24 protein-coding genes are annotated in these 25,642 nt (G+C 74.0%); 8 read left to right on the plus strand and 16 right to left on the minus strand.

The window, feature by feature from the left end; all coding sequences use genetic code 11:
• Positions 1-46 precede the first annotated feature (46 nt).
• Positions 47-805: a class I SAM-dependent methyltransferase gene (locus ACFVGS_RS14355; RefSeq protein ID WP_385692609.1), complete on the minus strand. Its 759-nt coding sequence runs from the start codon at positions 803-805 to the stop codon at positions 47-49.
• Between the two features lie 98 nt (positions 806-903).
• Positions 904-1,209: a 4a-hydroxytetrahydrobiopterin dehydratase gene (locus ACFVGS_RS14360; protein WP_384412220.1), complete on the minus strand. Its 306-nt coding sequence runs from the start codon at positions 1,207-1,209 to the stop codon at positions 904-906.
• Between the two features lie 105 nt (positions 1,210-1,314).
• Here ACFVGS_RS14360 and ACFVGS_RS14365 point away from each other — a divergent pair, with 105 nt between their 5' ends.
• The gene (locus ACFVGS_RS14365; protein WP_384412217.1) at positions 1,315-2,124 is read left to right on the plus strand and encodes a helix-turn-helix domain-containing protein; all 810 of its coding nucleotides are present in this window, start codon (positions 1,315-1,317) and stop codon (positions 2,122-2,124) included.
• 25 nt (positions 2,125-2,149) lie between these two features.
• Here the strand turns inward: ACFVGS_RS14365 and ACFVGS_RS14370 are convergent, their stop codons facing one another.
• Both ACFVGS_RS14370 and ACFVGS_RS14375 read right to left on the minus strand, forming a co-directional pair.
• A complete protein-coding gene (locus ACFVGS_RS14370) occupies positions 2,150-2,566 on the minus strand; it encodes a hypothetical protein (protein ID WP_384412215.1) in 417 nt (138 codons plus the stop codon).
• Positions 2,567-3,233: 667 nt separating this feature from the next.
• Complete coding sequence (locus tag ACFVGS_RS14375; RefSeq protein ID WP_384412213.1) at positions 3,234-4,376, minus strand: hypothetical protein; 1,143 nt, start codon at positions 4,374-4,376, stop codon at positions 3,234-3,236.
• Positions 4,377-4,597: 221 nt separating this feature from the next.
• On the opposite strand from ACFVGS_RS14375, the gene ACFVGS_RS14380 reads away from it, so the two are divergent.
• The gene (locus tag ACFVGS_RS14380) at positions 4,598-5,797 is read left to right on the plus strand and encodes a low temperature requirement protein A (protein ID WP_385692610.1); all 1,200 of its coding nucleotides are present in this window, start codon (positions 4,598-4,600) and stop codon (positions 5,795-5,797) included.
• A gap of 110 nt (positions 5,798-5,907) precedes the next feature.
• Here ACFVGS_RS14380 and ACFVGS_RS14385 read toward each other — a convergent pair whose 3' ends face one another.
• From ACFVGS_RS14385 to ACFVGS_RS14405, 5 genes are all read right to left on the minus strand, one after another.
• Entirely contained in the window at positions 5,908-6,078 is a 171-nt protein-coding gene (locus ACFVGS_RS14385; protein ID WP_385692611.1) for a hypothetical protein, read from the minus strand.
• 51 nt (positions 6,079-6,129) lie between these two features.
• Entirely contained in the window at positions 6,130-6,438 is a 309-nt protein-coding gene (locus tag ACFVGS_RS14390; RefSeq protein ID WP_385692612.1) for a hypothetical protein, read from the minus strand.
• Between the two features lie 101 nt (positions 6,439-6,539).
• Positions 6,540-7,967: an amino acid permease gene (locus ACFVGS_RS14395; protein ID WP_385692613.1), complete on the minus strand. Its 1,428-nt coding sequence runs from the start codon at positions 7,965-7,967 to the stop codon at positions 6,540-6,542.
• A gap of 66 nt (positions 7,968-8,033) precedes the next feature.
• Positions 8,034-10,322, minus strand: coding sequence for a phage holin family protein (locus ACFVGS_RS14400; protein WP_385692614.1), 2,289 nt, complete (start codon positions 10,320-10,322; stop codon positions 8,034-8,036).
• A gap of 179 nt (positions 10,323-10,501) precedes the next feature.
• Positions 10,502-10,906 carry a hypothetical protein gene (locus ACFVGS_RS14405; protein WP_385692615.1) on the minus strand — a complete coding sequence of 135 codons (405 nt, stop codon included), beginning with the start codon at positions 10,904-10,906 and terminating at the stop codon, positions 10,502-10,504.
• A 235-nt stretch (positions 10,907-11,141) separates the two neighbouring features.
• Between ACFVGS_RS14405 and ACFVGS_RS14410 the strand changes: the two genes are divergently transcribed.
• Together ACFVGS_RS14410 and ACFVGS_RS14415 are read left to right on the plus strand one after the other, a co-directional pair.
• The gene (locus ACFVGS_RS14410) at positions 11,142-11,915 is read left to right on the plus strand and encodes an MBL fold metallo-hydrolase (protein WP_385692616.1); all 774 of its coding nucleotides are present in this window, start codon (positions 11,142-11,144) and stop codon (positions 11,913-11,915) included.
• A 34-nt stretch (positions 11,916-11,949) separates the two neighbouring features.
• Complete coding sequence (locus ACFVGS_RS14415; protein WP_385692617.1) at positions 11,950-12,570, plus strand: DedA family protein; 621 nt, start codon at positions 11,950-11,952, stop codon at positions 12,568-12,570.
• Between the two features lie 108 nt (positions 12,571-12,678).
• On the opposite strand, the gene ACFVGS_RS14420 is transcribed toward ACFVGS_RS14415, so the two are convergent.
• From ACFVGS_RS14420 to ACFVGS_RS14430, 3 genes are all read right to left on the minus strand, one after another.
• Positions 12,679-13,716 (minus strand): MBL fold metallo-hydrolase, encoded by a 1,038-nt coding sequence (locus ACFVGS_RS14420; protein ID WP_384412194.1) that lies wholly within the window; start codon positions 13,714-13,716, stop codon positions 12,679-12,681.
• 139 nt (positions 13,717-13,855) lie between these two features.
• Positions 13,856-15,091: an aminotransferase class I/II-fold pyridoxal phosphate-dependent enzyme gene (locus ACFVGS_RS14425; protein WP_384412192.1), complete on the minus strand. Its 1,236-nt coding sequence runs from the start codon at positions 15,089-15,091 to the stop codon at positions 13,856-13,858.
• Positions 15,092-15,185: 94 nt separating this feature from the next.
• Entirely contained in the window at positions 15,186-16,394 is a 1,209-nt protein-coding gene (locus tag ACFVGS_RS14430) for a sulfite oxidase (RefSeq protein ID WP_385692618.1), read from the minus strand.
• A gap of 219 nt (positions 16,395-16,613) precedes the next feature.
• Between ACFVGS_RS14430 and ACFVGS_RS14435 the strand changes: the two genes are divergently transcribed.
• The gene (locus tag ACFVGS_RS14435; protein ID WP_385692619.1) at positions 16,614-17,438 is read left to right on the plus strand and encodes a methyltransferase domain-containing protein; all 825 of its coding nucleotides are present in this window, start codon (positions 16,614-16,616) and stop codon (positions 17,436-17,438) included.
• A 148-nt stretch (positions 17,439-17,586) separates the two neighbouring features.
• On the opposite strand, the gene ACFVGS_RS14440 is transcribed toward ACFVGS_RS14435, so the two are convergent.
• On the minus strand, positions 17,587-19,533 hold the full coding sequence (locus ACFVGS_RS14440) for a DUF5107 domain-containing protein (RefSeq protein WP_385692620.1): 1,947 nt from the start codon (positions 19,531-19,533) through the stop codon (positions 17,587-17,589).
• 136 nt (positions 19,534-19,669) lie between these two features.
• Here ACFVGS_RS14440 and ACFVGS_RS14445 point away from each other — a divergent pair, with 136 nt between their 5' ends.
• Positions 19,670-20,002 (plus strand): DUF6204 family protein, encoded by a 333-nt coding sequence (locus tag ACFVGS_RS14445; RefSeq protein ID WP_384412184.1) that lies wholly within the window; start codon positions 19,670-19,672, stop codon positions 20,000-20,002.
• Here ACFVGS_RS14445 and ACFVGS_RS14450 read toward each other — a convergent pair.
• Complete coding sequence (locus ACFVGS_RS14450; protein WP_384412181.1) at positions 19,990-20,559, minus strand: GNAT family N-acetyltransferase; 570 nt, start codon at positions 20,557-20,559, stop codon at positions 19,990-19,992. The two genes, ACFVGS_RS14445 and ACFVGS_RS14450, sit on opposite strands and share 13 nt — an antisense overlap.
• A 354-nt stretch (positions 20,560-20,913) precedes the next feature.
• Entirely contained in the window at positions 20,914-21,276 is a 363-nt protein-coding gene (locus ACFVGS_RS14455) for a hypothetical protein (RefSeq protein ID WP_384412179.1), read from the minus strand.
• Between the two features lie 218 nt (positions 21,277-21,494).
• On the opposite strand from ACFVGS_RS14455, the gene ACFVGS_RS14460 reads away from it, so the two are divergent.
• Positions 21,495-22,244: a GntR family transcriptional regulator gene (locus ACFVGS_RS14460; protein WP_385692621.1), complete on the plus strand. Its 750-nt coding sequence runs from the start codon at positions 21,495-21,497 to the stop codon at positions 22,242-22,244.
• Between the two features lie 408 nt (positions 22,245-22,652).
• On the plus strand, positions 22,653-23,732 hold the full coding sequence (locus ACFVGS_RS14465) for an adenosine deaminase (protein ID WP_385692622.1): 1,080 nt from the start codon (positions 22,653-22,655) through the stop codon (positions 23,730-23,732).
• 8 nt (positions 23,733-23,740) lie between these two features.
• On the opposite strand, the gene ACFVGS_RS14470 is transcribed toward ACFVGS_RS14465, so the two are convergent.
• Entirely contained in the window at positions 23,741-25,504 is a 1,764-nt protein-coding gene (locus ACFVGS_RS14470) for a CocE/NonD family hydrolase (RefSeq protein WP_385692658.1), read from the minus strand.
• Between the last annotated feature and the right edge of the window lie 138 nt (positions 25,505-25,642).

The raw sequence follows: 25,642 nt of genomic DNA on the forward strand, positions 1-25,642 counted from the left end.
GGTGGACCGTCCGCAACCGCCGGCCGGCCGACTTGGGGGATGGAGTTCAGCCGCGGGCGGCGGGACGTCTGACGTAGCAGGCCAGGCGGTAGGACGGGTCGGCGCGGGGGCGGTCCTGTTCCGGTAGGGCGGCGAGGGACCGGACGAGGGTCTCCACGGTCGCGGGGGTGCCGTGGAACCAGGACGCGTAGGAGCCGCGGCGCAGCTTCTCGGCCGTGCCGCGCGGGGTGGCGCCCTGGCCGTGGCCGGTGAACACGGTGCCGGGTGCCGGGTCGAGGCCGTGGCCGGCGGCGTACGCGGTGACCAGCGCGGCGCGGTCGGAGCCGGCCTCGGGCGCGCGGTGCGGGCGGAGGACGGCGTCGATGTCGCTGCCGACGTCGTGGCAGGCGTCCTTGTCGACGGTGGTCACGAACACGCCGCCGGGCCGGAGCACCCGCGCCGCCTCGGCGACGATCTCCTCGGCGAACGGCACGAGGTGCAGCAGCCAGACCGCGCTGACGGCGTCGACCGCCGCGTCGGGCAGCGGCAGCCGGCGGGCGTCCGCGCGCACCGCCCGCCCGGGCAGGCGGGCGGCGGCGGTGCGCAGCATCCCGTGGGCCGCGTCGGCGCCGTGGACGGTGAGTCCGGGCCGGGTGATCCGTTCGGTGACGAGGCCGGTGCCGCAGGCGACGTCGAGCAGGGTGCGGGTGCCGGGCGGCAGCAGCCGCAGGACGGCGGCGGCCGCCGCGGCCGCCCGCGGGACGCCGCCGCGGGTCTCGTCGTAGTGCGCGGCCTCGGCGTCGTAGTCGAGCAGCGTGTCCCCCATGCGGGAATCCTATGCGGGGACCCGTGCGGCCCCCTGCCGGAGCGTCCGCCGGCCGGGGCGGGGATCCGGTCCGCGGGTCACGTCCCGGCCGGCCGAGGTCACTCCGCCCCGTGACCGGGTGCCACCGCCTGGACCCGCTCGGCCAGTTCGAAGTCCTTGTCGGTGACGGCACCGCCCGCCGAGTGGGTGTTCACGGCGAGGCCCACCGTGTTGTAACCGAGCGTCAGATCGCTGTGGTGGTCCAGCTCCTGCTGGATCTGGGCGATGTGCACGACGAGTGCGGTGGCGGCGAAGTGGTCGGCGAGACGGTAGTCCCGGGTGAGGCGGTCGCCGTCGACGGACCAGCCGGGAAGCTCCCGCAGGCGGTCCTCGATCTCCTTCTGCGACAAGGGGTCAGTGGGCACGTGGTGCTCCCTCCGGTCGTACGGCTGGTGGCGGGGGTGGTGCGTGATGACGGAGCGGTCCCGGGGAGAAGGTACCCGGGTCCTCCTCTGGGATACCGTCTGGCCATGACAACTGTCGTGACCGACACGGGTGTGGGTCCGCTGCTGCGCGGCTGGCGCGAGCAGCGGCGGCTGAGCCAGCTGGAGCTGGCCCTGCGGGCGGACTCGTCCGCGCGGCACATCTCCTTCATCGAGACGGGCCGCTCACGGCCGAGCGAGGAGATGATCCTCCGGCTGGCCGAGCACCTGGACGTGCCGGTCCGGGAGCGCAACGCCCTTCTCCTGGCGGCCGGTTACGCCCCGCGCTACGCCGAGTCGCCGCTGGACGCGCCCGAACTGGAGACGCTGCGCGAGGGCATCGAGCAGCTCCTGCTCGGCTACGAGCCGTATCCGGCGACGGTCGTGGACGGCTCGTACACGGTGGTGGCGGCCAACCGGGCGGTCCAGATGCTGCTCGCGGGGCTTCCGGAGCATCTGCTGACGCCGCCGCTGAACGTCATGCGGATCACCCTGCACCCAGAGGGTCTCGCGCCGCGGATCCGCAACCTGCGGGAGTGGCGCGGTCATCTGCTCGCCCAGATGGAGCGTCAGATCGGGCTGGCCCGTTCGGAGTCGCTGCGCGCGCTGTACGAGGAGGTGGCGGCCTATCCGCTGCCGGAGGGGACGACGGACCCGGACGACCGGGAGGACCCCGAGCCGTACCCGTACTTCGCGCTGCCGCTGCGGATCGAGCACGACGGGCACGTGCTGTCCTTCGTGTCGTCGATCTCGACGTTCAACACGCCGATGGACGTGACGGTCGCCGAGCTGGCCATCGAGACGCTGCTCCCGGCCGACCCGGCGACGGTCGCGTACCTCCAGTCGCTCAAGGCGTAGGGCCCGGCGGGCTCCAGGGGGTCGCTCAACGGGCGCCGGCGCGCAGGGCGGCCCACTGGAGCGCGGCGAAGCCGGCGACGGTGCCGGCCTGGAGCAGGGTCCACACCGCGCCCGCGGTGGTGGGCTCCAGCCAGGCGACGAGCGCGACGACGCTGAGGACGGTCCACAGCAGGTTGACGTCGACGACGGCCTTCACGCCGAGGACCGGGGGCTGCGGCCTGCTCGCGAGCAGGCCCACGCCGGCGGCGTACACGGTGAGGAAGAGCCCGAGCTCGAACAGCAGCCCGCGCTCCACACCGAGGAGCTCACCGAGCGGTCCAGAGGCGACGGCGTACGCGAGCCCGTTGGCGCCGGTCACGACGGCGTCGAGAGCGAGGAACCGGCGCACCATGGACCGCGGCCGGGTGGTACGGGAGAGACCGGTGAGCAGGGCCTGGGACATGGCGGATCACCCTTCTGAAAGGCGTTTCTGACGTTCTGACGGATGCGAGGGAGCCGGCGCCCGGGCGGAGTGCGCCGCCCGGGACCCGGTGATTCGAGAATGCCGGGGGCCGTCGCGGGCGTCGATTACGTCCCAGGTAATGCGGGGCAACCGGGGAGCTCGTTCAAGGGCTCAGGCGCTCCGGCTGATGCGGGCCACTCAGTACGCCAGCGTCCGCCTGGTCCGCTGGATCTCGCCGTTCGTGGCTCCCCGTTTGGCTCCCTAGTCAGAGGGGAGCCAGCGATGCTGCACGTCAGCGCCGCTGCCGGGTGTCGCGTCAGAGGGCCGAGCGCGCACCACTGCTTGCTTGAGCGTGGCCCGTCAAATCTGCAGAAGGAACTATGTTGAGCCGACTCCGACGCATGGTGACCTGCGCTGGAGTCACGTGATGTCAGCTGTCGGCGAGCCCCCTCGCGCGGCCCGGAGACGGCCCGGCGTGAGCGTCTTCTAGATCAACCCATCGGTTGATCGGATAGGTTCGCCCAATTAGTGATCACTGACGGGGGGGACCGGGTCGAGCCGTAGATACCTGCCGATCCAGTCCGCGCCGACGATGGGCCGACCCAGCGTGGAACCGTGGAGGCCATCGCATGGATGCATCACGCCGAGTCGAGCGACAGCTGGAGGGTTAGAAGAACGTCGTCAGCTCGACGCGCTTGTCCTGCGGGTTGAACTTGAGCCCGATCGTGAAGGTCCGGTACCGACCGTCCTCCACCTTGACGTCCACGAGTGCCGTGTAAAGCAGATTCCCGTACTCGTTGAGGCGCAGGTTGTATAGGTATCCCTGGGCTACCAGGCCGCTTACCGCGGCCTCCAATGCAGGCTGGCTCAGGTTGAGTAGGCCGGCCTGATGCAGGGAGTCGCGGTGCTTGCCGTCCTGTAGGTATCCGTAGCGAGCCAGCGTCATCCAAACGTCGGGGGCTTCTAGGCGTGCGGCATCAGGGCTGAGTGCGGTGAGCGCTGAGCGGTTGTCCTCCCGGTTCCGTCCGGTGAGTTGGCTGTTGATGCGATAGCCGAGGAACGGCAGGAACAGCGTGTGGATCACTGGCGTAGGCGTGAAGCCGTGCGCCTCAAACGGCAGCCTTGCGCCGTTGGGCGGGTCGTCGGGTTCGGCCACGCCTTCCAGGATCATGTCGCCCACACGAAGGCCAGAGTTCGGCAGGGATCGACCGAGAATCTCCTTGAGGACACTGCGGTCGGTGCAGTCGGCATGCCCGATGTAGGCGGGGTGTTCTGCCGCGGTGGAAATGAGAGTGCTGGCCTGCTGCTTGGACAGGTTCGTGATGTACACGCAGTACACCTGCGATGGGTGAATGACCGTGAACGGCTGGTGGTAGACGACGGTCTCATCCATGACCGCCTGCAATTGATCGCGGGTACCGTAGAGAATGTCGCCGCGCAGGATGGAGTTGACCGGAACTCCTTTTCGCGGTCGCGGCAAACCGGCCATCCAAGCCTCCGCCACGTCAATGGCGTACCAGCCGTTGGAACTCAGAGAGGCCACAGCGGAGTCGAAGAGGAGAGCGATCTCTTTGCGGCGGTGATCCGGCACCAGCGCCTTCGCGAGGCTGCTATAGACGATGCCGAACTCGTCCAGGGCTTGGGTGAGCCTGAGGTGATCGGCACGCAGGATGCGATGCAACGCCCCGTCGGTCAGGTCAAGCATGTCCCGCATCGCTTCGAGGACGACGCTGTTGTGGGTTGTGACTGAATGAATATTGAATGGCTCGGCCAGCAGCTCGTCCCATGTCATCGGGCCATCGGTGGCCATCACTGCCTCCTCGCGTAGGGGCCGCCGCACGGTCGGCGAACTACCGAGACTAGGCGACCCAGCACGCGCAGAGACCTCTGAATGAGGCCACGGAAGTGCCCCGGTTACGTCGCAGGTAATGCGGGGCCGGGGTAGGGTCGCGAACCGGATGGCCGGGTGGCCGGATGACGCCGGCCCGTGCGTTTCAGGGGGTTGCCGTGGGGGGCAAGGGGCGGTCGCGCATGGTGGCGACCGAGGACGACCACAAGGTCACGCCGGCGGAGCTGTTCTTCGACCTGGTCTTCGTCTATGCGATCACGCAGGTGACGGCCCTGATGGCGGCGGACCCGTCGCCGGTGCGGGTGGTCGGGGCGATGGCGGTGCTCGCGCTGCTGTGGTGGTGCTGGTGCGCCTTCTCGTGGCTGGGCAACGTCGTACGGGCGGACTCGGCCGCGCTGTTCGGGGTGCTCGTCACGGTCATGGCCGTGGTGTTCGTGGTGTCGCTCGCGGTGCCGGACGTACTGGCCGACGCGCCGGGCGGGCTGCCCGCTCCGCTGGTCTTCGTGCTCAGCTACGGCGTCGTCCGGGTGCTGCACCTCGCCGCGTACCGCCTCGCCAGCCCCGGCGACACGGTGCTGCACCGCACCCTGCGGCGCACGGCGCTGCTCTCGGTCCTGCCGCCGTTCGCGCTGCTGCTCGCGGGCTGTGCCTACGACGGCACGCCCCGGCTGCTGCTGTGGCTGGGCGCCGTGGCCGTGGACTACGGCGCGATCTACGTCACCGGTGCGTCCGGGTGGCGGGTCAACTCGCCCGGCCACTTCTCCGAACGGTACGGACTCATCGTCATCATCGCGCTCGGCGAGTCCATCGTCGCCATGGGCGTGGGCATGCAGGGCTTCCCGCTGACCGTGGCCGTGCTCGGGGCGTGCGCGGCCGGGCTGCTGCTCTCGGCCGGGCTGTGGGCGCTGTACTTCCGCCGCTTCGGCACGCCCGCCGAACACCGGCTCGCGGCCCTCGACGGCGACGCGCGGACCCGCTTCGCCCGGGACGTGTACACCTTCCTCCACCTGCCGCTGGTGGCGGGCGTCGTGCTGTCCGCGCTCGGCATGAAGAAGGTGCTCACCCAGGTCGCCGACACCGGTCACTACGGCCTGGCGGAGCCGCTGCACGGCACGGTGGCGTGGTCCCTGACGGGCGGGGTGGGCGTGTTCCTGCTCGGTTCGGCGGCGATCGTGCTGCGGTCCGCCGGGCCGCGGCCCACGGCGCTCCTGGTGGGCGGCGCGTGCTGTCTCTTCGCGGGCCCTCTGGTCGCCCGGATCCCGGCCCTCCTCGCCCTCGGGCTGCTCGCGGTGGCGGTGCTCGGCCTGGTGGTGGCGCACGGCCGGCGCGGTCCCGAGCGCGAGCGGCCGGCCACGACCGGGGAGCTGCCGGTCACGGCGTGAGGCCGGGCAGGGGTACCGGGGGCCGGTGGACCGGGCGGGGGCGTCGGGCGCCTCGCGCCCGCGCGGTCCTCCGCGCGCCGGTCCACCGGCGCGGTTCCGGGCGGGTCAGGTCACTCCGTGCGGGGCTCCTGCTCGGTGGTCCTCGGCGGGGTCGCCGGCCTGGCGGACCGTTCCGGTGCGCGTTCCGTCTCGCGACGCGGGGTGCGGTGTTCGGCGGCGCGGTCGCGGGCGGCCTCGGCGCGCAGCAGGGCGTTGAGCACGGCGAAGTGGTCGACGGGCATGGTGATGCTCCTTGCGGTGGGGGGTGAAGGGGTACGGAGAGGCAGGGCCTCTCAGCACCGCATCACCGCCGACCGGGGAGCCGCGCCGGGTGCCGCCGGCACGGACGCGGGCGCGGGCGCGGGTTCGCCCGCGGGTGGCGCGGGGCGGGTGCGGCGGGGCGGCGCGGGCCGTCGTTCGCCGCGCACGGGCGAGGTCGCCTCGCCCTCGGCCGCCTCGTACGTCTCCGCGCAGAGGTCGGCCGCGGCGGAGACGGACCGGCCCTCGGCCTCGGCGGCCGCGAGCCCGCCGCCGGCGCCCACGCCGAGCAGCGCGGCGAGCACGAGCAGCACCGCGAGCGCGAACCGGGCGGGGGGCCTCATGGAGATCCGTACTGCCCCGCCGGGGCACCGGTGCTCCGGCCCGGGCGGGAGATCCGCCCGCCCGGCCTACGCTCCCGGGCTGCTTTTCACCGCACCGGGTGTCAGGCGGCGGGCCCGGCGGCGCGTCCCTTGCGGGCCGCCATCGCCGCGTACACGAGCACGCCGGCGAAGAGGAAGAGCACGCCCTGGTAGACGGCCGCGTAACCGGATCCCGCGACCAGCCACAGCGAGAAGCCGAAGGCGGCGAGGGCGAGGACTCCGTCGCGGGCGAGGCGGGCCCGCGAGACCTGGTCCGAGCGGCCGGAGAGCAGGAAGTAGATCTGGGCGGCGGTGGAGAGCAGGTACGGCACGGTGGCGGTGAAGGTGGTGACGAGGACCAGGATCTCGAAGACGCCCTCGGTGCCGGCCGTGTAGTTGTAGACCGTCAGGAGCGAGGCGAGCACCACGGTGACGAGCACGCCGGCCGTCGGGACACCGCGCCGCTTGGCCGTGAACACCTTCGGGAACAGGCCGTCGCGGGCGGCGGCGTAGGGAGCCTGGGCGCTGAGCAGGGTCCAGCCGTTGAGCGCGCCGACCATGGACACCAGGGCCATGCAGGCGACCGCGGCCCCGCCCCACGAGCCGCCGAACATGACGTCCACGGCGTCGGAGAAGGGCGCGGTGGAGTCGACGAGCCTGTCGTGGGCGACGGTGCCGAAAACCGCCAGCGTGCCGAGCAGGTAGACCGCGGCGGCGCCGAGGGTGCCGAGGACGGTGGCGCGGCCGACGTTGCGGCGCGGGTCGCGGACCTCGCCGGCGCTGACGGCGGCGGACTCGACGCCGAGGTAGCTGAAGAGCAGGATCGCGGCCGACGCGGACACGGCACCGAGCGCGCTGCCGCCGCTCGCGTGGAAGGGCCCCAGGTTGGCGCTGTCGAAGAAGAACAGGCCGCCGACGGCGACGAGGATCAGCGGGACGAACTTGAGCACGGTGGCGACGATCTGCACCGCGCCGACGTAGCGGGTGCCGGCGAGGTTGGCGAGGGCCGGCAGCCACTGGATGAGCAGGGCGGCGGCGATGGTGGCGGCCTTGGACTCGTGGACCGGGACGAGCACGTCGAGGTAGCCGACGGCGGCGACGGCGAGGGCCGCGTTGGAGACCCAGGCCGTGATCCAGTACGACCAGGCGGCGAGGAAGCCGGCGAAGTCGCCGAAGGCGGCGCGGGCGTAGACGTAGGGTCCGCCGGTCTGCGGCAGGCGGTGGGCGAGCCGGCCGAAGACCAGGGCCAGGGCGATCGCGCCGAGGGTGAGGATGCCGAAGGCGACCAGGCTGATGGTGCCGAACGGGGCGACGGAGGCGGGCAGGAGGAAGATGCCGCCGCCGATGATGTTGCCCATGACGAGGGCGGTGGCGATGGGGAGCCCGAAGCGGCGGGCGTGCCTGGTGGGCTGCGGGTCCTGCTCCTGGGCGTGGGCGGGGCCGGGCGCCACGGTGGGTGCGGGGGTGGGTGCGGGAGCCTGCGCGGGGGTCGCGGTGGGGGCCGTGCTCATGGGGGGTGGTGCGCCTCTCGTCGTACAAACGCCACCATGGTCCGGATTCCGAGACGCCCTTCCAAATCACCCAAGTTTGTCCCGCACGACGGGCTCGTCGACCGGAAGAAACGCTTCCACATGGCGTTTCGACGGAGAAATCTCCAGCGGCACCTGCGGCCCGTCGCCCTCCCGCAGCCAGCCGCGCAGCACCTGGTGCACCGCCTCCGCGCCGACCAGACCGTCGGGCGGCGCCGGCAGGTCGCGCGGCCACAGCAGGAAGGGAAGCGCCTGGTCCCCGCCCAGACCTCCGTGCGAGCCGATCTGCTCCTCGAAGGCGTGGACGTTGCCGGTCGCCGGGTCGTACATCGAGTTGACCATGATGTCGGCGACGTGCGGGAAGCCGTCGGTGCGCCGTACGGCCGCGGCCGCGCCCGGACCGAAGACCGCGAGGGGGCCGTGGGGAGTGGCGCTGGTGTGGTCTGTGGCGCCCGTGGCGCCGGTGCCGCCCGTGGCGTCCGTGCCGTCTGCCGCGTCAGGGCCGTCAGCCCGGTCGGCCGGTTCGGCGAGTCCGGAGAGGTCGGCCGGTTCGGCGAGTTCGGCGAGTTCGGCGATCGGCACCTCGACCCCGTCGCGGGCCAGGACCACCGAGCCGTGCTCCTCGCTCGCGACCAGCAGGAAGCCGATCCCGGGGTGGTGGGCGAGGGTGCGCAGCAGCGCCGGGTGGAGCCGGTCGATCTCCTCGCGGGTCATCCGGTGCGGCACGCCGGGGAAGGAGACCAGGCCGAGGTTTCCCGAGGCCAGGACGACCGGCTCGGGCGCGCGGGCCGCGGCGACCGCCGCCGCCTCCGCGCCGTCCTTCCCGGCCTCCTCCGCCTCGTCGACGGGCCGGTGCAGCGCGCTGCGCAGCGCGTCCCGGGCCGCGTCCCTCGCCTCCGAGCCGCTGCGGGTCCGCCGTACCCGGCGGGACACCGGCAGTCCGCAGCCGGCCCGCACCAGATCGCGCAGCGTGAGCCCGTACGCGGACTCGAAGGTCTCCCCCGGGCTCTGCCCGTGGTCGGAGAGCAGCACGATCCGGTACGGGCGGGGCGCGTGCTCGGCGACCTTCGCGATCAGCGCGACCGACCGGTCGAGGCGGGCCAGGACCTGGTCGGTGTCGCGTCCCTGCGGACCCGAGTGGTGGGCGACCTCGTCGTAGGCGACCAGGTCGGCGTAGACGGCGGTACGCCCGGCGAGCATGTCGCCCATGACGGCGGCGACCACCACGTCCCGCTCGACGACGGTGGCGAAGGCCCGCACGAAGGGGTAGAGGCCGCCGCGCGAGACCCGCGGGGACTCGCGGCGCAGCCGGGCTCCGGTCGACTGCCGCATCTCGCGCAGGACCTCGGCGACGAAGGATCCCGCGGTGCGGACCGCGTTGGCGGGGTCGGAGAAGTACGCGAAGTAGCCGGAGCGCGAGCGGTTGCGGCGACCGCGCCGGGCGGCCACCGACAGGACGAGCGCGAGCTGGTCGGCGCCGCCGCTGAACAGGTTGCCGCGCGAGGCCCCGTCGAGGGTGAGCAGTCCGCCGTCGCCGGTGCGCTCGACGGCGCGGCGCTGGAGTTCCACGGCGCTCGCGGGCCGGTTGGACACCATGAGCCGGCCGGTGTCCTTCTCGTACCAGCGGAAGGCGGGCACGTCCTCGTTGGAGCCGTGCAGGATGCCGAGCTGGCTGGCGCCGGTCTGGCTCGACCAGTCGGTGCGCCAGGGGGTGAGGGTGTGGGTGGTGGCGAGCCAGTCGGCGACCGTGGGCATCAGTCCGTCCGCGACGGCGTCGGACAGCACCCGGTGGCCCACGCCGTCGAGTTGGAGGAAGACGGTGCCGGGTACGGGCTCGGCGCCGGCCCGGGCGGTCCGCGGCCGTGTGCGGTCGGTGAGGCGGTAGAGCCGGCGCCGGTACGCGTCGTCGTCGCGCACGGCGAGCGCGGTGGAGGTGGCGGAGGCGACGGCGGACATCACGGCGGCGACGACCACGGCGGTCTCGGGCGCGGCGGCGCCCCGTCCGTCGGGGATCAGCCAGAGCGCGACGATCAGCAGCGAGCCGTTGAGGAAGAACACCAACAGGCCGAGCACCAGGGCCGGTACGAGCAGCAGGGCGCGCACGATCAGCGGCCACACGAGCGCGCTCAGCAGGCCGAAGGCGCCCGCGCCCAGGGCCGCGGTGAAGGCGATCGTGGTGAGGCTGTCGCCGTCGGCGGACTGGAGCTGGAAGTCGGGCAGGAGGCCGGCGAGGAGGAGCAGGGTGAGCGTGGAGACCGCCCAGACGGTGATCACCCGCAGCAGGGCGCGGGCCGCGCTCCGCCAGCGGGCGGGGATCCTTCCTCGCCGTTCGCCCACGCCTGGTTCACCTTTCACCCGTTTCCTGCCTCAAGCGTGGCACAACGGCGCCGGAGCGGAAGGCGGCGACAGGTGTTCGACGCAGGTCCGCCGGATGGTCACGCCCGGGAGACCGGATCTTCACGCCCGGGAAGCCGGATGGTCACGCCCGGGAGCCACGGACGGCCCGGGCCGGGCGCTCAGGAGCCGTCGTATCCGGCGGTCGGCATGGAGAGTCTGCGGTGCACCCCGGCCTTCATCGGCGCGTCGTAAGCCGGTTCGTCGAAGCCGGCGGTCTCGAGTCGTACGCCGCGCCGCTCGCACTCGGCGTGGAAGGCGGGTACGTCGGTCAGCGCGCGGGCGAGCACCCGGTCGTTCGGCGCGACGAAGAGGTCCACGGCGCCCTCGTCGACGTCGGCCCACAGCGCGTCGTGGTCCGGCCTGATGCCGTAACAGAACAGCTGGCGCGTCACCACGTAGCCCTTGTCACGGGCCCAGCGGACGCACATCGCGTGCTGGCTGCGGGTGTCGACCAGGAAGGGGTCGTCGTCGAGTTCTTCGAGCGGGGTGAGGCTGGCGATCGCCGCCACCCGAACGTCGTCCATGGACCGACCCTACTGTGTCCGGGGCGCACCGAGGAGGGGTTCGGTATACCAAGGAGGACGGTCCGGCGAAGTCCGGCCACACCTGCGACCCCGGACATTTACCCTCGTTACGGATGGGGAACGGATGGAAACGGCGCGGACGGCCGTCCGGCCGGGACGTCGGGCCGGGCCGCTGGTCCTGGCCGCCGGGCCCGGCCGTCCGGCCGGGCCACGACAGGAGAGGGGCGGCGGGCCGGTGGAAATCACCTGGTGGGGTCATGCCACGTGCACGGTCGAGGACTCCGGTGTCCGCCTCCTGACCGATCCGCTCTTCGCGCGCCGGCTCGCGCACCTGCGGCGCCGGCGCGGCGCGCTGCCGCCGCCGGAGGCCGCGCGGGCCGAGGCCGTCCTGGTCTCGCACCTGCACGCCGACCACCTCCACCTGCCCTCGCTCGCCGGGCTGGCGCCCGGAACGCTGCTGGTCGTGCCGGCCGGCGCGCCCGCGGCCGTTCCGGCGCTGCGCCGCCTCCGCAGCCGAGGGCTGCGGCTCGCTGAGCTCGCGCCGGGCGAGGAGGTGCCCGTGGCGGGCGTGACGGTACGGGCCGTGCCCGCCCTGCACGACGGCCGGCGACTGCCGCTCGGCCCGCACCGGTCCCCCGCGCTCGGGTACGTCGTGGAGGGCGAGGCCCGTACCTACTTCGCGGGTGACACCGGCCTGTTCGACGGCATGGCGGAGGCGGTCGGCCCGGTCGACGTGGCGCTGCTCCCGGTCGGCGGCTGGGGCCCGTACCTGGGCCACGGGCACCTGGACGCGGGCCGGGCCGCGCAGGCGCTGGCCGCGCTGTCGCCGGCCGCCGCCGTCCCGGTGCACTACGGCACGTACTGGCCGATCGGCATGGACGCGATCCGGCCGCACGAGTTCCACGCGCCGGGCGACGAGTTCGTCCGCCACGCGGCCCGGCTGGCCCCTAAGGTGGCCGTGCACCTGCTGGGCCACGGCGAGCGGGTGCGGCCGGAGGTGGCGCGGTGAGGCGGGCCCGCCCCGCGCGGCCGGAGGGCGCCCGGTGATCGACCGGCTGATCACGGCGGTGCGGGAACTGCCGCCGGAGTCGACGCAGCAGGCGGTCGGCTATCCGTCGCTGTTCCTGCTCGTGGCGCTCGGCGCGCTCGTGCCGGTGGTGCCGACGGGCGCGATCGTGAGCTCGGCGGCCGTGGTGGCCTTCCACCAGACGGATCCGTTCGCGCTCCTCTTCGTGTTCCTCGTGGCGTCGTCCGCCGCGTTCCTCGGCGACCTGTCGCTGTACTGGCTGGGGCAGCGCGGGGTCCGCTCGCGCAACGGCTCGCGCTGGCTCGCCGCCCTGCGCTCCCGGGCCGCGCCCGACCGGCTCGCCCACGCCCAGGAGCGGCTCGACAGTCACCAGGTGCCGGTGCTCGTGCTCTCGCGTCTGGTGCCGGCCGGGCGGATCCCGGTGATGCTGGCCTGTCTGCTCGCCGGGATGCCGCTGCGGCGGTTCGCCCGGGGCGATCTGCCGGCCTGTCTGGCGTGGGCGGCCACGTACCAGCTCATCGGCATCCTCGGCGGTTCGCTCTTCCCTGAGCCCTGGCAGGGCGTGGTGGCCGCGGTGGCGCTCACGGTGCTGATCAGCGCCGTGCCGGCGCTGTGGCGGCGGCTGCGGGGGTCTTAGCGCTCGTCGTGCCCACCTCGCTCTGGGCGTGCGCCTCGCCCGCCCCCTTTTCGCGCTCGCCGCACTCGTGCCCTCGCCGCACTCGCGCCCTCGCCGCGCTCGCCTCGCTCAGGTGACGAGCACCCGTGAGCCGCCGACCGGCAGGTCCCACAGGTCCTCGCGGGGCAGGCCGGCGGCCTCCCAGGCGGCCCGGACACGGGTGAGCGGTTCGAGGACGGGCTCGGAGGAGAGCACGAAGGTGGCCCAGTGCATGGGGGCCATGCGCCGGGCCCCCAGGTCCTGGAAGGCGCGGACGGCCTCCTCGGGGTCGGTGTGGACGTCGCTGAGCCACCAGCGCGGGTCGTACGCGCCGATCGGCAGCAGGGTGAGGTCGATGCCCGGGTGGCGGCGGCCGATCTCGGTGAACCAGTGGCCGTAGCCGGTGTCGCCGGCGAAGTGGACCCGTCGCCCGGCGCGGTCGGTGAGCACCCAGCCGCCCCACAGGGAGCGGCAGGTGTCGAACAGGGTGCGCTTGGACCAGTGGTGGGCGGGGACGAAGTCGAAGCGCACGCCGCCGAGTTCGGCCGCCTCCCACCAGTCGAGCTCGGTGACCCGGGTGAAGCGGCGCCGGGTGAACCAGCGGCCGAGTCCGGCGGGGACGAGGACGGGCGTGTGGCGGGGCAGCCGTTTCAGGGTCGGCGCGTCCAGGTGGTCGAAGTGGTTGTGGCTGATGACGACGGCGTCCACCGGCGGCAGGTCCTCCCACCGGACGCCGACAGGGGTGAGGCGGGCCGGGGTGCCGAGGATGCGGCGGGACCAGACCGGGTCGGTGAGGACGGTGAGCCCGCCGATGCGCAGCACCCAGCTGGCGTGTCCGGCCCAGGTGACGGCGAGCGTGTCGGGCCCCGCATCGGGCAGCGGCCCGGGGGCGAAGGGCAGTCGCGGGATGTCACGGAGTCCTTCGGGGCCGGGGCGGACGGCGCCTTCGCGGGCGAGCCTGGCCATCGCGCGGACGCCGGGCAGCGGCGCGGTGAGCCGGTCGGCGAAGCTGCGCGGCCAGTCGTGCCGCAGCCGGCCGAGGGGCTGGAGCGCGGGCACGGGGTGCGGGGCGTGATGGGTACGGGCGGAGTGCGGGGCCCGGGCCGGCCGGGCCGTCTGTTCCGTCATCTCTGCGGCCTCCGTCTGTTCCGTCAACCGTCTGTTCCGTCTGCCGGTCCGTTCCGTCGACCGGCCTGTCCGTCAGCCGGTCTCTTCCGCCGACCGGCCTCTCCGTCAACCGGTCCGTACCGTCGACCGGCCTGTTCCGTCAGCGTGCCAGTTCGTCGAGCGCCTCCCCGAACGACGTCAACGCCTGTGCCACGTGGGGCAGTTCCTCGGGAGTGGGTGACGCGAGGGCTTCGGTGCGTTCCTCTTCGGTGCTTCCCAGGAAGGCGGCGGTGTCGAAGCGGGCGCGCAGCGCGCCGAGTTCGTCGCCGAAGCGGTGGCCGCCGGGCACCGGGGTGCCGAGCCGGGCGGTGAGGTGGTTCTCCAGTTCGAGGGAGTCGGTGACGCCGCGGTCGGCGAGGCCGGCGCGCAAGGGACCGAGGTCGGCGTAGAGGTGCCGGCCGGCCTGCGGCGGCCGGGCGAGGGCGCCGGCCGCGAGCACCGCGCGATGGGCGGCGGCGGCGACCCGGCCGTGCAGGGCGGCGGTGCGGCGGGCCCGTACGGTGACGTCCTCGGGTTCGTCGAGGGCGTGGGCGGCGGCGGGCGCGAGGGGGCCCGGGACCAGGGCGCCGAGCGCGGTGAGGATGTCGAGGGTGCGGGCCCGGTGGTCGGCGTAGCGGTCGGCGCGCGAGGGGGCGGAGGGCGGGAAGCGGGCGACGGCGCAGGGCCAGGCGGCGGGTGCGAGGGCGCCGGCGAGGTCGGTGAGGACGGTGACGTCGTCGGGGCACATCTCGGCCGGGCTGAGCAGCACGGTGTCCTGGGGCCGGTGGAGGGTGTCGCGCCAGGTCTCGTCGCTGATGATGTGGAGGCCCTCGGCGACGGCGGCCTCGCAGGCCTCGCGGACGAGTTCGGGCGGGGCGACGGTCGCGGTGGGGTCGTCGGCGACGGAGAGCAGCAGCAGCCGGGGGCTGCCGCCCTCGGCGCGGATCCGGCGGACGGTCTCCAGGAGGGCGTACGGGTCGGGGATGCCGCCGCATTCGGCGGGGGTGGGCACGTGGTAGGCGGGGCGGCCGATGAGCCGGGCCTGCGGGGTCCACCAGGCGGGGCAGGGGCGGGGCAGCAGCACGTCGCCGCCGTGCGCGGCGATCAGGGCGAGCAGCAGGGGCTGCGCGCCGGGTGCGGCGACGACGTCCTCGGCGTGGGTGCGCAGTCCGCGGCGCCACCAGTAGCCGGCGGCGGCCTCGCGCAGGACGGGCCCGCCGCCGGGCGGTTCGGGTCCGGTGCGGTCGACGGCCGCGGCGAGGAGCGCGGTCAGGCCGGGCAGCACGGGCAGGCCCGGTTCCGGCGCGGGCGGCCCGTAGCGCACCGGTCCTCGGCTCTCCGGGGCCGTCTGCCGCATGTCCGGAACCTCCTCCTGGCCGCGCGCGGGCACCGGGGCGCGCAGGAGCGGCGCCCCGGTGTCCTTTATACGGAGGTTTGCTGGTTTCCGCCCCTCACGCGACGGTGACGGGGTGCCGGACGACCGCGTCGAAGAGGTATCCCTGGGTGTTGTGCACGGCCCGCTCGGGCTGGACGTTCCCGGCCGCGTCGGTGACCCGGGAGAGCAGGGTGGCGGGCCCGGTGTCGCGCGGCCGCCACAACGTCGTCCAGCGCACCCAGCGGTGAGGCGCGGGGCGGTCGACGATCCGGGCGAGCCGCCAGTGGGCGCCGCCGTCGGTGGAGACCTCGACCTTCCGTACGGACGCGTGCGCGGACCAGGCGCGGCCGTCGAGCCGGTGCGTGGTGTCCGCCTCCAGGGTGGCGCCGAAGGGCAGCTCGTAGACGCTCTTGAGGGTCTGGAGGGTGAGCGGGGCGCTGCCGCCGGGCGGGTGGGCCGCGCCGAACAGCCGGTAGTAGTCGGTGGACCAGGGCGAGGACAGCGGGGTGCGGGAGACCTGGATGTCGCCGAGCCACTTGATCGAGGCGATGCCGACCCAGGACGGCACGACGAGCCGGACGGGGAAGCCGTGGTCGTACGGCAGGGGCTCGCCGTTCATCTCGTACGCGAGGATCACGTCGTCCAGGGCCTTGGCGACGGGCAGCGGACGGCGCACCCGGCCGAGGTCCACGCCCGCGGTGACGTACGGGTCGTCGAGGCCGCGCGGCATCACGTCGACGGCGTCGGAGGCGAGGCCGGCCAGACGCAGCACGTCGGAGAGGCGCGCGCCGCGCCAGCGGGCGGCCCCGACGGCGCCGAGGGTCCAGGGGGTGCCGCTGACGGGCTCGCCCTGCTGGGTGGTGTAGAGGCTGCGGCCGTTTCCGGCGCACTCGATCAGGGCCGTCCGGGTGACGGGCGGAAGGTCGCGCAGCTGCCCGTGGGTGAAGTGGACGGGCTCGCGGCCGTGCAGGCCGTCGCCCCAGACGGTGAGCCGCCAGTCGTCGGCGCCGAGGACGGGGGTGGAGGTGTGGTTGCGGACGAAGAAGCGGTCGGCGGGGGTGAGGAGACCGGTGTCCCGGAGCGTCTCGTAGCGCGCCTCGGCGTTGGTACCGCGAAGGGTGAAGTACTCGGGCGGGAGCGGCTTGACGATGCCGGGCGCGCCGGCGGCCGCGGGCGTGGCTCCGGCGTGAGCGAGAGGGGTGGCAGCCGCGGCGGACGGCGTCCCGACGGCGGAGAGCACGGGGGCGGCGGCGAGCGCCTTCAGCAGGGTGCGGCGGTCGGGCACGGGCGGGTCTCCTCGGCACGTCGGTGGCGGGTCGGCCACACCCTAGGCGTGGGGAGCGGGCGGCGACCGCCCGTTCACCGGCCTGTCATATGAGCATTCGTCAGGTCGCGGGGCTCGTTCACCTTGTTGTCCACATCATGAGAACAGAGTCTCAGAATGCGAATGATCGGCGTACGGTGAACACGAATGCCGCACCCGCTCATACGAAGGAGTCCGGTCATGCCGTCGTCCACGCCTCCGCGCGAGACCGCCACCTACACCCACGGCCACCACGAGTCCGTGCTGCGGTCGCACAGTTGGCGCACCGTCGAGAACTCCGCCGCCTACCTGATCCCCGAACTGCGGTCCGGGCTGGCCGTCCTGGACGTCGGCTGCGGGCCGGGCACGATCTCCGCCGATCTGGCGGAACGGGTGGCGCCCGGCCGGGTGACCGCGGTGGACGCGGCCGAGGGCGTGCTGGCGAAGGCCCGGGCGGCGGCCGCCGAACGAGGCCTGGAGAACGTGGAGTTCGCGGTGGCCGACGTCCACGCCCTGGACTTCCCCGACGACTCCTTCGACGTCGTCCACGCCCATCAGGTGCTGCAGCACGTGGGGGACCCGGTGCAGGCGCTGCGCGAGATGCGGCGCGTGTGCCGCCCGGGCGGCGTGGTGGCGGCCCGGGACAGCGACTACGGCGCCTTCACCTGGTTCCCGGCAACGCCCGTCCTGGACCGCTGGCAGGACCTGTACCGGCGCGTGGCCCGTGCCAACGGCGGCGAGCCCGACGCGGGCCGCCGGCTGCTGTCCTGGGCCCGCCGGGCCGGGTTCACCGACGTCACCTCCTCCGCCGGCGTGTGGTGTTTCGCGAGCCCGGACGAGCGCGCTTGGTGGAGCGGCCTGTGGGCGGACCGCACCACCGACTCGGTCTACGCGGAGCTGGCGGTCGAGGGCGGTCACGCCGGCCGTGAGGAACTGACGGAGATCGCCGAGGCATGGCGTGCCTGGGGCAAGGAGGACGACGCCTGGTTCATGGTGCCGCACGGCGAGATCCTGTGCCGGGCGTGAGGCGGCGCCGTCGCGGGGGACGCGCCGGACGGCGCTGAGGGCCGGGGCGCCGGTCCCGGCCCCACGGCCCACCAGGGTCCCGGCCCTCGGCGTGCCCGGCCCCCGGCCCCTCGGGGTGCCCGGTCCCCGGCCCTCGGGGTGCCCCTGCTCAGCTCGGGCGCATGCGGAAGTCGTAGGCGTACGGCAGGGGTTCGTCCGTCAGCTGGGACCACAGCTCGCCCAGCTCCTCCGCGCCCTCCTTCAGGTCGGCCACCTCGAAGCCCTCGTCGAAGACCGCGCGGGCCTCGGCGGCGCGGCCCTCCGCGAGCAGCAGGCGCGCCTCCAGGTAGCGGAAGGCGCCGCGCGACCGGACGTCCTCCGGCAGCCGGGACAGCACGGCGCGGGCCTCGGCGGGCCGGGAGGCGGCGAGCAGGACGGTGACGGTCTCGCGCCCGAGGGCGGCGGTCACCAGCGGGTCGCCTCCGTACTGGTCGTCGAACGCCTCGGCACAGCGCTCGGCGGCCCGCTCCAGGTGCCCGTCCTCCCGGTCGGCCACGGCCAGGCAGTAGAGCAGCGGCCAGCGCTCGGCCGCGTTCTTCAGGCCGCGCTCCCAGCTCCGTACCGCCTGGGCCAGGTCCCCCGCCGCCCACTGGGCGACGCCCAGGTGGTACTCGGTCACCGGGTCGGCCGGGGCGGTCTCCAGCATGTCCCGCCACGCGTCGGAGACCGGCGTGGGTACGGGTGCGGCGCCCGGTTCCGGGGCGGGCAGGGCGCCCGTACGGAGCAGGTCGAGCCACGGCCGCTGCTCCTCGCCGAGCAGCGAGGGTTCGAACGGCGTGCCCGGCAACTCGTAGTGCCCGCGCAGCACTTCCAGCGCGCCCCACCCGGAGCCGATCGCGAGCCGCCGGCCCGGCTCGGTGTCGGCGACGGCGCGCCACCGCTCGTAGGCCGCGTCGACCTCGGCGCGCGGCACGGCCGAGTCGAGGGCCTGCTCGACGCTCCCGCGGGCGGCGGCCCAGTCCTCGCCGTGCACCGTGGCGGGGTCGGCGGTCAGCGGCCCGTACACCTCCAGCCAGGACACCTCCTCCCCGGCCTCCAGCGTCGGGTGCTCCAGCTGGGTGCGGGCGAGGCCGGCCTGGATCTCGGCGTAGCCGGGTGTGCCGGGCTCGGTCAGCCACTCCTGCCAGCGGCGCCCGCCGCGCCCGGTGCCCCACACGAAGAGCTTGCGGCCGAGCAGGCCGTCGGTGGAGGTCTGCACCAGACCGGCACCGTGCTCGTCGAGCGCGGCGATCCAGCGCCGCTGCCCGTCCGGCAGCGCGTAGAAGTAGTCGCCGGCGTGGGTGCTCTCGAGCGGGTACGTGCGGTCGGTGCCGTCGTCGGTGCGCGGCACCGGGACCCGGCGCAGGGCGTGGGTGTAGCCGAAGTGCCAGGCGGTGTCGGCGGGTGCGAGGATCCTGCGGTCCTCGGGAACGGCCGTGTTCGACCACCAGGAGCAGGGGACGGCCCGCTCGTGCGGGTTGCGGATCCTGATCCCCACGCGCAGGTGGTCGGCGTCCGAGGGCAGCCACAGGTCGACCTGGAAGGGCAGGTCGCGCAGCCGCTCCCACTCCCACAGCCGGAGCATCTCGCCTCCGTCGGGCGCGGGGACGACCGCCGCGTGCAGCGGCGCGCAGGCCAGGGTGGTGTGGCCGCGGGCGCCGATGTTCCACTCGATGCCGCCGGAGAACCAGGCGCCGTTGAGGGCGAAGGCGGCGGGCTGCAGCACCGGGTTGCGGTAGAGGAGTTCACGGCCGGTCGGCTTGTGGAGCAGCGAGTGCACGCGACCGCCGAGGCCGGGGAGCACGGTGACGCGCAGCCGGTCGTTCTCGATCTCGATCGCTTCGAGGGCGGTGGGGGTGCGCTCGCGCACGTATCCGTCGCGCATCCGGGTGGGCAGCAGGGTGCGCAGCGGCGCGTGGCCGAGCTGCCGGGCCATGTCACGGGGCAGCCCGGCCCGGTCCCGCTCGTCGACCGCGGGGGTTCCGGGCCCACCGATGTGGTGGAGTGCGGGCAGGGGGTTGTCCGGGCCCAACTGCGCCGCGGGCAGGGTGAGTACGGCACGTCGTACGGTCGTCATGTCGACCATGGAACACGCCGGAACCATCCCTGGCCAGAGGGTGGACAACAGCTGTGGAGGGCGGACCGGGGAAATTCCGTTGCATCCTGCACCGGTCGCCCTAGGGTGGTGTCGTCATCGAGGAAGGGCGCCAGGGATGGGCACGCAGCATACGTACCGGGTGATCGTGCGGGGCACGTTCGACGGACTGTCGGAGGAGAGCCGGAGCCGGCTGCTCGCCGAGGCCGACGAGCACGGCATGGCGGCGATGCGGTTCACGGAGGAGGGCTCGCTCGCCTACGACCGGACCCTCAAGCACTTCTCGTACCGCGTGATCGTCGTGTCCGACGCGCAGGACGGCGAGGAGATGGCCGGGGCGATCGCGGAGGACCGGGTGGAGCGGGCCCTGAAGGAGCAGGGCCACGGCTTCGCCGGGCTGCGGAGTTCGGTCACCGACATGGACACCATGAAGATCAACTACAAGCGCTGAACCCCGGCTGACGGGCCCGGGCGATCGGCGGTCCTGGCCCACCGCTCGTGGTCGCGCCAGGCGCCGTCGATGAACAGCATCGCGGGCGAGAAGCCCTCCAGACGGAAGCCGGCGCGCCGGACCAGGGCGCGGGACGCGGTGTTGCGGGGCTGGATGTTCGCCTCCAGGCGGTGCAGCCCGAGCGGCCCGAAGGCGTACGCGAGGACGAGTCCGAGCCCTTCGGAGAGCAGCCCGCGCCCCGCGGCGTGCGCGAAGGCGCCGTAGCCGAGGGCCCCGGAGAGGAACGAGCCGCGGACGATGTTGTTGATGTTGACGAAGCCGGCGATGCCGCCGCCGTCCCGCTCGCACACCAGGAATCCGGCCCTGGCCGGATCCTCGATCAGCGGCCGCGCGTACGCCTCGTACGCCTCCGCCGTCTGCGGCGGGAACAGCCAGGGCGCGTGCAGCGCGCGGCTCTCCCGGGCGCGAGCGGTGAACTCGTCGGCGTCCTCGTAACGGAAGTGCCGCAGGCCGACGCGGGCCCCGCTGACGAGATACGGACCAAGATCGTCGGACATGGAGCCAGGCTACCGCCGCACGGGCCGGCCGGCCCAGGCCGGGCCGGGCCGGACGGCGACGGCGACGGCGACGGCGGGGGAAGACAGGGCCTCAGCCTCGGCACGCGCCGGCTGGCCCAGGCCAGACCGGGCCGGGCCGGCAGACGACGGCGGCGGGAGAAGACAGGGCCCCAGCCTCGGGCCTCCGTCGCGCGGGCCGGGCAGCTCCACCGAGCGAAGGCCCGGCCCCGGGCGGGTCCACCGGTCGAAGGCCCCGGACGGGTCGGGGCGAGAGCCGGGGGGGCTCAGCGTCGGGCCTCGATCGCGCGGGCCCGGGGGCTCAGCGTCGGGACGCCGTCACACGGGCCCGGGGGCTCAGCGTCGGGCCGCCGTCACGCGGGCCGGGCAGGTCTCGCCCTTCTTCACCACGCCCACCACCACCCGTCCCCGCGCCGCACGCTCCGCCCCCGGCGCCGGGTACTGGGTGCACACGAACCAGTTCGGCGGCCAGAGCACGCGCCGGTCCTGCCCGCCGACGTCGTGGACGTCCAGCCGCGTGCGCGGTGCCAGCACGGTGAAGACCCGCCACAGGCCCCGGCCCAGCAGGTCGGGCATCGGCTGCCGTCCGCCCGTGCGCTCCGCGCCCTCCTCCTCGACCGCCACCGGCTCCGCCGAACTCACGGCCATCGCCGCGAGCGCGAGCACGGCACCCGCGCCGAGCAGCGCCGCCCGCCTCACTCGCCGGTCCCGTCCGTACTCGATGTCTCCCTGCGACTCATGGCCGGCCCTCTCCTCCGTCGTGCGTCCCCCCAGGATGGGCCGATTCCGCGGGTTCGGCGGCGGCGAAGGCAGCCGTACGAGTGACTTGTCAGACAAGAACGGGCGGCTACCGTAGTCACGGCGGACGTGACCGCGCACCTCGCGGGTGCGCGCACCAGCACGAGGAGGACCGATCCGTGGCAGCCGGCGGACAGCGACGACGGCCCGTCGTCGCACTCTACGAACGGATCGCGGACGCCATCCACGACGGCACCTATCCCCCGGGCTCCACACTCCCCTCCGAGCCCAGGCTCGCGGGCGAACTCGGCGTGAGCCGGCCCGCGCTGCGCGAGGCGCTGCTGCTGCTCCAGGAGGACGGGCTGCTGACGGTGCGGCGCGGGGTGGGCCGCACGGTCAACGCCCATCCGCCGCGACGCGGCTTCGAGCAGATCCAGGCGCTGGAGGAGCTGCTGGGCACCGCCGCCCCGCTGCGGGTACGGGGCCTGCTGCGCACCGTCGAGGAGCCCACCGACTTCACGACGCAGCACCTGCTCGCCCCGGCCGGCGCGGAGCTGCGCTTCTGGGAATCCGTGCTGGTGGGCGAGGCGGGTCCGGCGGCCCTGAGCCACGAGTGGGCGGCGGCCGACGAGGTCCTGGAGCGGGCGCATCCGGCCTTCGCGGAGGCCCTGCGGGCGACGGTCGCGCCCGAGCGGACGTCGCTGCTGGGCATCCTGGCGGCGGCGTCGCGGGGCGTGCCGCTGGCCGGCCACAGCGCGGTGACGGCGACGTTGCTCGGGCGGCGCAGGGGTGAGCAGCTGGGGCGGCCCGCGGACACGCCGGCGGTGCTGGTCACGCAGGTGGTGCGGGTCGAGGAGACGCCGGTCCTGGCGGCCAAGCACATGCTCCCGACGGGGGCGCCCGCACTGGCGGTGCTGCAGTCCAACTGAGCCGGGAGGGCATCCAGGCGACGGGCGGCGCGGGGGATCGGGCCTCCGGCGGCGCGGGGGGCCCGGGCCCGATGCCCGATGCCCGATGCCCGAGGCCCGGGCATCCGCGGCATGGGGACCCTCTACGGCGTGGGGGCCCGGACCTCCGCAGCACGGGGGCCCCGAGGGCCGGGCATCCGCGGCATGGGGATCCTCTACGGCGTGGGGACCTGGGCCTCGCGGCACGGGGGCCCAAGCCTCTGCGGCGTGGGAACCCCGGCCTCCGCGGCGCGGGGACCCGGCCTCGCCTCATCGGGCCCCCGTCCCGTCGGGCCGGCCGGGCAGGAGGCGTGGCCTCTCTCGCCGGCCGCAGGGCCTGTCGCCACCGTCACACCATCGGGTGCCCGCGGTGGCGTACACTTCCCCGCCATGCACTTGTCTGACAACCCTGCCTCCCCTGCCGTCGCCGACTGGATCCGCAAGGCTCCCAAGGCCGTCCTGCACGACCACCTCGACGGTGGGCTGCGCCCCGCCACGATCATCGAGCTGGCCCGCGCGTGCGGCTACACCGCGCTTCCCACCGAGGACCCGGCCGAACTGGGCGTCTGGTTCCGGGACGCCGCGGACTCCGGCTCGCTCGAGCGGTACCTGGAGACCTTCGCCCACACCTGCGCGGTGATGCAGACCCGCGAGGCGCTGGAGCGGATCGCGGCCGAGTGCGCCGAGGACCTGGCCGCCGACGGGGTCGTCTACGCCGAGGTGCGTTACGCCCCCGAGCAGCACCTCGAGGCCGGCCTCACCCTCGACGAGGTCGTCGAGGCCGTGAACGCGGGCTTCCGCGAGGGCGAGCGCCGCACCGGCGGCCGGATCACCGTCCGCGCCCTGCTCACCGGCATGCGGCACACCGACCGCTCCCTCGAGATCGCGCAGCTGACCGTCGCCCACCGGGACAACGGCGTGGCCGGCTTCGACATCGCCGGCGGCGAGATCGGCAACCCGCCGGCCCGCCACCTCCCCGCCTTCCAGCACCTGAAGCGGGAGAACTGCCACTTCACCATCCACGCGGGCGAGGCCGTCGGCGCGGAGTCGATCCACGAGGCGGTGCAGGTCTGCGGCACCGAGCGGATCGGGCACGGCGTGCGGATCACGGACGACATCGCCGAGGACGGCACGCTGGGCCGCCTCGCCTCGTACGTCCGTGACAACCGCATCGCCCTGGAGGTCTGCCCGACCTCCAACCTCCAGACGGGCGCGGCCAAGGACTACGCCTCGCACCCGATCGACGAGCTGCGCCGGCTCGGCTTCCGAATCACGCTCAACACGGACAACCGGCTGGTCTCCGGCACCACCATGAGCGAGGAGTTCCAGCACATGGCGGACGCCTTCGGTTACGGCCCTGAGGTCTTCGAGGAGTTCACGGTCGCCGCCCTGGAGGCCGCGTTCCTGCCGCTGCCGGAGCGGCAGCGACTGATCGACGACGTCGTCCGCCCGGGTTACGCCGCGCTCTGACGACGGCGTCAGTCCACGACGGGCAGCTCCAGCGTCCCCGTGTCCTCGGGGGCGCTGGTGATGGTCACCGGCTTGATGCCGCGGTTGCCGAAGTACGCGGTGTCGCTGCCGGCGATGACGAGCTGGAGCCGGTGGCCGGTCTCGTACCGGTGCACGATGCCGGGCAGCTCGACCGTGAACGGCCGGGTGACGTCGGGCACCCGTACCGGTGCCACGAGCCGGTTGACCAGGGTCTTCGTGCCGTCCGGGGCGACGTCGTAGACCTTGGCGAAGAGGACCAGCTTGTCGGCGGCGTCACCGGAGTCCTGGACGGCCTCGGTGCGGGGGGACTCCACCCGCAGCCGGGCCTTCGGCGCGCCGACGACGTCGACCGGCTCGCTCAGCGGGCCGCTGGTCCAGGCGGCGTAGGTGCCGGGGGTGTCGTACGGCTGCGGGTCGGGCAGGCCGATCAGGCCGGCGAGCGAGCTGCTCGAATGGCTCGTGGGGACCAGCCAGTTGGCGTAGGAGCGGCTGCCGCGGGCGACCTTGGCGCGGTTGTCGACGAGCTTGCCGTCGCCGGACAGGTAGAGCTTCCGGTGGTGCGCGGGCACGGCGTCGGCGGTGCCGTAGCCGCTCTGCCACGAGCGGTAGTAGGCGAACTCGGGGCCGGTGTCGGCCGTCGTGTCGCCGCGCAGGTGCCGGTCGAACCAGGCGAGGACGCGGCGGCCGACGTAGCTCGCCTCCAGGTCGCCGCCGCCCAGGTCCAGTTCGCCCGGGACGAAGCCGCCGCTGTGGCCCCAGGACTGCCAGATCATCTTGGTCTCGGTGCCCTGGGCCTGGAGCCGCCGGTAGGTGTCCGTGGCCTCGTTGAGGTTGAACAGGCTGTCGGACTGGCCCTGGACGACGAGGGTGGGTGCCGTGACCCGGTCGAGGTAGGAGACGGGCGAGACGCTGCGGGCGTAGGCGAGCAGCTTCTCGGTGCCGGCCTGGGGGTAGCGGCCGGAGTTGAGCAGCCGGACGGTGTCGCAGGCGTCGGTGACGAAGTGCAGACAGCCGAGCGAGTTGATGCGGCTGGGGTCGAGGGACGGCACGAGCAGCGGCTGTCCCTCGCCCATCAGGTAGAAGCCGTTCGCCCACTGCCATTTGAAGACGCCGGGCGTGGCGCGGTCGGCGCTGTTCGGCGCGAGGGAGTAGGCGAGGTCGTTCCAGGTGATCAGGGGGACGAGGGCGTCCAGGCGGGGATCGGTGGCGGCGGTGGCGAGCTGGACGGCTCCGCCGTAGGAGCCGCCGATCATGCCGACCCGGGGGTCGCCGGCGCCGTCGCTGATGACGAAGTCGGCGCGGGTACCGTCGTCGGCGGCGCGGGTGCCGGCGAGGAAGTCGACGAGCCGGGCGGCGGCCTGGCCGTCGATCCGCGGGTCGTCGAGGGAGATCAGGCAGCCGCTCCCGCCGAAGCCGAGCCCGGAGTAGACGAGTCCGACGTAGCCGCGCGCGGCGACGGCCTTGCCGATGGCGTCGGTGGAGCCGTCGTTCTTGCTGCCGCCGAAGCCGTTGGTGGCGAGGACGGCGGGCGCCGGGTGACCGGCGTCCACCCCCGCCGGGCGGTAGAGGTCGGCGTCGACGGCGCAGGTCCTGCCGCCCGCCTGCACGGTGAAGCGGAGCGGGGTGACGGTGTACGGGGCGGGTTCGGCGCCCTGCGCGGGTGCGGCGAAGGCGAGCGGTGCCGCGAGCGCGACCCCGGCCGCGAGCGCGAGGACCTTGCGGGATCTGCGGGATCCACAGGTTCTGGGCAGGGCACGGGTACGGGACACGGAGACCTCCACACCGAGGACGCGCGAACGACCTACCTACTGGTAGGTATGGGCCGCGCTCATGGTGTGACACGTGTCAGGGAGCCGTCAACGCGCAGGACGAACGTTGTTGACGGAGAT

This window comes from Streptomyces sp. NPDC127114 (assembly GCF_042677525.1).
Classification (GTDB): Bacteria; Actinomycetota; Actinomycetes; order Streptomycetales; family Streptomycetaceae; genus Streptomyces.

Excerpts from the sequence above, each read along its gene's own strand:
- ACFVGS_RS14355 (WP_385692609.1), bottom strand. The coding sequence starts at position 805 with ATGGGGGACACGCTGCTCGACTACGACGCCGAGGCCGCGCACTACGAC.
- ACFVGS_RS14365 (WP_384412217.1), top strand. The coding sequence starts at position 1,315 with ATGACAACTGTCGTGACCGACACGGGTGTGGGTCCGCTGCTGCGCGGC.
- ACFVGS_RS14370 (WP_384412215.1), bottom strand. The coding sequence starts at position 2,566 with ATGTCCCAGGCCCTGCTCACCGGTCTCTCCCGTACCACCCGGCCGCGG.
- ACFVGS_RS14375 (WP_384412213.1), bottom strand. The coding sequence starts at position 4,376 with ATGGCCACCGATGGCCCGATGACATGGGACGAGCTGCTGGCCGAGCCA.
- ACFVGS_RS14380 (WP_385692610.1), top strand. The coding sequence starts at position 4,598 with ATGGTGGCGACCGAGGACGACCACAAGGTCACGCCGGCGGAGCTGTTC.
- ACFVGS_RS14385 (WP_385692611.1), bottom strand. The coding sequence starts at position 6,078 with ATGCCCGTCGACCACTTCGCCGTGCTCAACGCCCTGCTGCGCGCCGAG.
- ACFVGS_RS14390 (WP_385692612.1), bottom strand. The coding sequence starts at position 6,438 with ATGAGGCCCCCCGCCCGGTTCGCGCTCGCGGTGCTGCTCGTGCTCGCC.
- ACFVGS_RS14395 (WP_385692613.1), bottom strand. The coding sequence starts at position 7,967 with ATGAGCACGGCCCCCACCGCGACCCCCGCGCAGGCTCCCGCACCCACC.
- ACFVGS_RS14405 (WP_385692615.1), bottom strand. The coding sequence starts at position 10,906 with ATGGACGACGTTCGGGTGGCGGCGATCGCCAGCCTCACCCCGCTCGAA.
- ACFVGS_RS14420 (WP_384412194.1), bottom strand. The coding sequence starts at position 13,716 with ATGACGGAACAGACGGCCCGGCCGGCCCGGGCCCCGCACTCCGCCCGT.
- ACFVGS_RS14425 (WP_384412192.1), bottom strand. The coding sequence starts at position 15,091 with ATGCGGCAGACGGCCCCGGAGAGCCGAGGACCGGTGCGCTACGGGCCG.
- ACFVGS_RS14435 (WP_385692619.1), top strand. The coding sequence starts at position 16,614 with ATGCCGTCGTCCACGCCTCCGCGCGAGACCGCCACCTACACCCACGGC.
- ACFVGS_RS14440 (WP_385692620.1), bottom strand. The coding sequence starts at position 19,533 with ATGACGACCGTACGACGTGCCGTACTCACCCTGCCCGCGGCGCAGTTG.
- ACFVGS_RS14445 (WP_384412184.1), top strand. The coding sequence starts at position 19,670 with ATGGGCACGCAGCATACGTACCGGGTGATCGTGCGGGGCACGTTCGAC.
- ACFVGS_RS14450 (WP_384412181.1), bottom strand. The coding sequence starts at position 20,559 with ATGTCCGACGATCTTGGTCCGTATCTCGTCAGCGGGGCCCGCGTCGGC.
- ACFVGS_RS14465 (WP_385692622.1), top strand. The coding sequence starts at position 22,653 with ATGCACTTGTCTGACAACCCTGCCTCCCCTGCCGTCGCCGACTGGATC.